General features: G+C 43.8%; 8 protein-coding genes. 3 read left to right on the top strand and 5 right to left on the bottom strand.

Annotated elements, in window-relative coordinates; all coding sequences use genetic code 11:
* Positions 1 to 341 (bottom strand): peptide-methionine (S)-S-oxide reductase (gene msrA, locus COT81_01750; GenBank protein PIS05327.1); only part of this gene is annotated, 341 nt, incomplete at its 3' end.
* A 265-nt stretch (positions 342 to 606) separates the two neighbouring features.
* Between msrA and COT81_01745 the strand changes: the two genes are divergently transcribed.
* Positions 607 to 1,107 (top strand): hypothetical protein, encoded by a 501-nt coding sequence (locus tag COT81_01745; protein PIS05326.1) that lies wholly within the window; start codon positions 607 to 609, stop codon positions 1,105 to 1,107.
* Positions 1,108 to 1,214: 107 nt separating this feature from the next.
* On the opposite strand, the gene COT81_01740 is transcribed toward COT81_01745, so the two are convergent.
* A complete protein-coding gene (locus COT81_01740; GenBank protein ID PIS05325.1) occupies positions 1,215 to 1,649 on the bottom strand; it encodes a hypothetical protein in 435 nt (144 codons plus the stop codon).
* A complete protein-coding gene (locus COT81_01735) occupies positions 1,621 to 1,935 on the bottom strand; it encodes a four helix bundle protein (GenBank protein PIS05324.1) in 315 nt (104 codons plus the stop codon). The genes COT81_01740 and COT81_01735 overlap by 29 nt, the downstream gene beginning before the upstream one ends.
* A 262-nt stretch (positions 1,936 to 2,197) precedes the next feature.
* Between COT81_01735 and COT81_01730 the strand changes: the two genes are divergently transcribed.
* Positions 2,198 to 2,611 carry a hypothetical protein gene (locus tag COT81_01730; GenBank protein ID PIS05323.1) on the top strand — a complete coding sequence of 138 codons (414 nt, stop codon included), beginning with the start codon at positions 2,198 to 2,200 and terminating at the stop codon, positions 2,609 to 2,611.
* Positions 2,608 to 3,003 carry a hypothetical protein gene (locus COT81_01725; GenBank protein ID PIS05322.1) on the top strand — a complete coding sequence of 132 codons (396 nt, stop codon included), beginning with the start codon at positions 2,608 to 2,610 and terminating at the stop codon, positions 3,001 to 3,003. Before COT81_01730 ends, COT81_01725 begins: the two co-directional genes overlap by 4 nt.
* Before the next feature lie 124 nt (positions 3,004 to 3,127).
* Here the strand turns inward: COT81_01725 and COT81_01720 are convergent, their stop codons facing one another.
* Complete coding sequence (locus COT81_01720; protein ID PIS05321.1) at positions 3,128 to 3,577, bottom strand: hypothetical protein; 450 nt, start codon at positions 3,575 to 3,577, stop codon at positions 3,128 to 3,130.
* 72 nt (positions 3,578 to 3,649) lie between these two features.
* Positions 3,650 to 5,029 carry a hypothetical protein gene (locus COT81_01715; GenBank protein PIS05320.1) on the bottom strand — a complete coding sequence of 460 codons (1,380 nt, stop codon included), beginning with the start codon at positions 5,027 to 5,029 and terminating at the stop codon, positions 3,650 to 3,652.
* Positions 5,030 to 5,168 lie beyond the last annotated feature (139 nt).

The raw sequence follows: 5,168 nt of genomic DNA, 5'->3' as shown, positions 1-5,168 counted from the left end.
AATTTTTCAATAGTTTCTTTTTGAGCATCGCTAGTGTAATAAATTGCTGAACGATATTGCGTGCCGGTATCCGCGCCTTGTTGGTTTAGCGTCGTTGGGTCGTGGGTGGCAAAAAATATTTCTAAAATATCTTCAAGTGAAATTTGAGCGGGGTCAAATTCAACCCTAATAACTTCAGCGTGGTTGGTTGCGCCGGTACAGACTTGTTCGTACGTGGGATTTTGAGTATTCCCCCCAGCGTAACCAGGTGCGACAGAGATGACACCTTTTAACTCACTAAAAACGGCTTCGGTGCACCAAAAGCATCCACCGCCTAATACTATTGTTTCTTGTTTATTCATAGAAAGATAGTATAACAGAAAATAAAATTTCACGCAGCAGTTAGGTTGCGCTATCCCGCGGCTTATGCCGTGACGTTGTATTCTATGAGAGAACGGGTATTAATTTAGAAGCAGGTGTTGCACTTCAAGTTTGAATGTACCGTACAAATGTTTGACAAAAATGTTTGACAAAAATATAGCTTTATGATATATAATGATGTTATCAGGGCACCGTCCTGAAACTATCCCGAATAGTCGTTTAAATCTACAACCAAGGAGAATTGTCATGGCGACGCAACTTCACGTTGTCACCGGCGGTCAGTATCGAAAAATTGATCGCAGAATGAGAGAGATCAAGCGTCAGCTTGATCAGGATGGTGGCAGTCCGCTTGATCCCGATGTAGTAGCTGCTACTCTGCAGCAAATCGTGGAAGGCAATCTGCCGAAGGATACACTGCCAACCGAGATGACCATCGCCGGCCGTAGCTACGATATCCGCGGCTTCCTCGAGGGAAACGAGAAATCGGTGGTCGGTCACACCATGGTCGAGCGCGTCACGAAGATGGGCGCTAACCTCGGTCAGGACGATGGCCAACACTTCCTGAAGCATCAGGAGGAAATCCCGGAAGCTCTTCGGGGCAATGCCTTCATCTTCACGGACTGGCGCAACCCTGACAACACCGAGAACGTGGCCTATGTCAACTGGGACGGCTACCGCTGGGTTCAGTACCGGAGCTGGCTTGGCCACGACTTCTACGGCAGCGATCGGGTGCTCCGCCGCAAGTAAAGCGCTTTGACGCTTTACCCCTTAGGACTTTCAAGTCCTAATGTCCCTTTGTGTTCGTATCCCCGCACTGACTCTATTCAAACAGAGTTGGTGCGGGGAAATTTTTTTTATTCAAAAAAATATGGTAAAATAATTTTGGATAGTAAACGAAACAGCCTGCGGTTACGGTTGCAGGCGGTTGAATTCTGAAATAACGAAGCGACCAGAATAGTTGGCGATACGTTGCCAGTTAGCGCGTCAATCGTTGTTTGAAAAATAGAAATACTTGGTCCAACAGCTGGTGAGATAACTTCTCCAAATAAAATACAGCCCCAAGAGCATTCGAAGGGCAGTGGTATGGACGGCTGTTGCACGGTTTTGGGCGCAACCCTGACAACACCGAGAACGTGGCCTATGTCAACTGGGACGGCAACCGCTGGGTTCAGAACCGGAACTGGCTTGACAACGACTTCAACGGCAACGATCGGGTGCTCCGCCGCAAGTCTTTTTATTTTCCCCGCTGTTTTGGGGAGTTTATTTTTGCAGCTGTTTGCGCCAGCCACCCAGCATCCGTCCGATTTCCAATAGTGGCTGTGATAGCTGAGTAAACTTTTTATTGTCCAACGCCTTTATTTCCCAGGCAACCTGCAAAAAGAATTTTAAGGAATCCAATTTAGCAATGGCTTTACTAATCAAGAGCGCCTTACTATTTTTGTCGGAGTATTTAGCCAAAAGAGTTAGCTCTAAAATTTCAGTAAAAATGGTATCTATTTTTGTGCCCAAGGTGTAACGATAAAGTCGAGGAAAATCTGGTAGAAATCCGTGCCAGGATTTATACGCTTCAACCATCTTATGGAGTATGGGCAAATCATACGAAATTGCTAAGGGGGGGGGGTGAGTTATAGGTCATATGAAAAAACAATGCTTAGTTAATTATAACGATATTATATCAGACGACAATTTACTGTCGGCTTGGCGTGAATTTGTTGTTGGGAAAAAATTAAAGCCAGATGTGCAGCAGTTTTCACTGAACCTAATAGATAACATTTTACAACTTCACGACTAACTTGCCAACCATAGCTATTGCCATGGTGGCTACCAAAGTTTTTATATCACCGATCCGAAATTGCGCCACATTCACAAGGCTAGTGTCCGCGATCGGTTGGTTTGCCATGCCATCTACCGTCAGTTGTACCCGTTTTTTGCTAAGACATTTATTACTGATTCATATTCGTGCCAGCTGGGCAAGGGGACACATAAAGCGGTTGCCAGGTTTAAGCATTTTGGCCGGCAAGTAAGCCGAAATAATACGGTTAGCTGTTGGGTGTTGAAGTGTGATATTAAAAAGTTTTTTGAAAGTATTGATCACACTGTCATCTTAGGAATTTTAGGTGAATATATTACTAATAAAGAAGTAATAAAACTTCTTAGCATAATCATTAACAGTTTTTCAGTTCGCCCAGCCAAGGGCTTACCGTTGGGGAATCTAACCTCGCCTCGCAGTTATTTGTTAATGTATATATGAATGTGCTTGATCAGTTTATCAAGCACACCATAAAAGAAAAGTATTATATCCGCTATGCCGATGATTTTGTTTTTTTATCTAATAATAGAAATAGTTTACTTAAAGTTCTATGCCGTATCAAGGAATTTTTACGAGATGAACTCAAAGTAGAATTGCATCCCGACAAAGTATTTATCAAAACAATAGCTTCAGGCGTAGACTTTTTGGGCTGGGTTAGCTTTCCGCAACATTCGGTTTTACGAGCAAAAACCAGACGGCGGATGATGCACAGAATCAAGAAAAATGCTCAGTCGCAAAGTCTTGCATCTTACGAGGAACTTTTGAAGTATGGAGATACTTTCAAGGTTAGGCAGGAATTATTAAACACCTATTGGATTTGGGAAAGATATTAATGATTTCATAGAGTTATTTTTTAGATTTATGGAGCCAGTATTTCACTGGACATTACCTCGTGATCTTGACAACAGTTGGCATTTAATCCAGCCGTTTTTGTTTAATACCCTTTATTCTAATAGTTTAGAAAAGTTTTTGTCCGTGGGCTTTCCAACGTTGTTGCAAATATAGCATCGCCACGAGGTAAATTATGCCGGTAATAACAAAGGCGGTTTTGCTTGAAGTAATGGACATGCCGACATTGGTACCGAGTAAGCCGACAAGGCCTAAATTAATGCCGGAAATAACACTGACAAAAAAAGCGATAGTGTCCTTTTGGTTTTTACCGCCAAAGAGCCTCTGTTTATTTTGGCTCCAGCGGTAAACTAAATACACCGCCGCTACGCCCGAGATGAGATAGGCTACTGTGTGTAAAGAAAATATGGTGCTCGCAAGTCCCGAAGGTGAAAAGCGGACAAATGGTGGTATGCCGCCCAAAAATAAGGCGACTGCCGCGATGATAAGCCGCGCTTGCGACCAGATAAAGCTGTAATAATCGAGCCTATCTTGCGTTGTGTGTTTTTTGAAATCCATAGATGTGTTACTTAATTAATTTTTTAAGACCACGTTATTATTAAGCAAAAGCATCAACGTGCCACGGCGAGCTTATGGCTTAATCCAAATCGTGCCTTTTTTGATAATATCAGAATCAACCGCCGCGCCGCAGGGCTGGGAATCATTGCGTGAATGCCCGTCTAAAGAAGTGATTGTGTAATGATAATGGTTTTCCTTGCAGGCGTCGGGCGGGGTTGGTTTGGTAAATTGATCAGCGGTGTAGCAGCGATTATCTTTAAGCTTGTAAACTGATTCCTCCTTGCCGCCAGCTTCTTTGTTCATCAGTTCCACACTTTGGCAATTGAGTTTATCCGGGTCGGGGTCGGTAATGGATACACCGGCACTATTCGTTCTGGTACTACTCGTAGCGGGAGCTTTACATTGGACGTACGGCCGCATTTTGAGCGTCGCGGTTTTGGTGGCGATAGAAAGCGTGCGCCATTTTGGATCCCAAGCGCGTTGTAATTCCGCTTTTTCTTGCCAGCTTAGCTTAACATCAAATTCAACGTAATCGTAGTCAGCTTTGGCACAAGTGAATTCACTACTTGGGATGCTGTATTGGCTTTGGAGCGGCGCGCTTGATGGTTTGTTTTTAAATTCTTGATTGGGAGAGAGAATATTTTTTTTGCCTTGTCGGATAACGCCGTTACTTAATTTGGCAGAATTTTCAACTAAGCTAAAACGTAATGACGGCTGCCCTTTCTTGCCATCATTTTGTTTGTAAATTTTGAAGGTAAAAGCTGGTGGCACAAACCAGCGGCCGGTCACCGCGCCTTCATGGACTTCACGGTAGGTAGTGTTGTCTGGATATTCACCGTAACTTAGCTCCGTCGCTCCGGCAACTGACACAACCGCTTTCGGTTTAACGCCTTCGCCAACTAACTTTGAATCACCAAATTCGCTGAATTTGAAAAAGGCAAGTTTATTGCCTTCACGAGCATAATTAAAACTATCTATCACGATGGTGCTGAAATGGCGAACTGGCGCGTCAATTTTGACCATTTGGTTTTCCGCATCGTAGGTGTAGGTTACATTATCAACGCTTTCAACTACGAAAGGCAATGCGTCACTAGCCTCTCCGTCAAGCGGCATTTCGCCCTCACTAATATGATAGACACGGGGCACAAGGCCGTCTGGCGCCGATACTTGCGTGGTAAAAGTAAGGTCAGAGTCAAAACTTGTTCCGTCCGGACCAAGGTCGTATGCGGCAATGCCTTCGGTTTCGTCAGTTGGCAATTCCAGTTCAGCAGCTGTTAGGCGATGGAGAGTAATATTTTGCGTATCAATGCCGTCTGGCACAATTAAGCTGGCTGAATTGTCGTCAGCCATAACCTTATTTGTCAGAGCTGACTGCTTCGGCCGTGCCACAACAAAAATAATTGCCGCAACTACAATAACGCCAATAATGATAAAAACGTAGCCTTTTTTCATAGTGTTTTTAGTATACCAAAAAACCCGCTGAAACGATACTAACGGGGGTAATGTGCACACACATATTGCACTTTTTGCTACTCTGGGGGCATATGTCAAAAACTATGCCCAAATCAACCAAAGAAGAAAAGTATCGTTG

It is taken from the genome of Candidatus Buchananbacteria bacterium CG10_big_fil_rev_8_21_14_0_10_42_9 (assembly GCA_002773845.1).
Taxonomy (GTDB): Bacteria; Patescibacteriota; Patescibacteriia; order Buchananbacterales; family 21-14-0-10-42-9; genus 21-14-0-10-42-9.
Note: the sequence above shows the minus strand (reverse complement) of the source record. Positions and strands in the feature narration are given on the sequence as shown.

Bases quoted from the DNA above. Each gene is read 5' to 3' on its own strand.
- COT81_01745 (PIS05326.1), top strand. From the start codon at position 607: ATGGCGACGCAACTTCACGTTGTCACCGGCGGTCAGTATCGAAAAATT.
- COT81_01735 (PIS05324.1), bottom strand. From the start codon at position 1,935: ATGGTTGAAGCGTATAAATCCTGGCACGGATTTCTACCAGATTTTCCT.
- COT81_01725 (PIS05322.1), top strand. From the start codon at position 2,608: ATGAATGTGCTTGATCAGTTTATCAAGCACACCATAAAAGAAAAGTAT.
- COT81_01720 (PIS05321.1), bottom strand. From the start codon at position 3,577: ATGGATTTCAAAAAACACACAACGCAAGATAGGCTCGATTATTACAGC.
- COT81_01715 (PIS05320.1), bottom strand. From the start codon at position 5,029: ATGAAAAAAGGCTACGTTTTTATCATTATTGGCGTTATTGTAGTTGCG.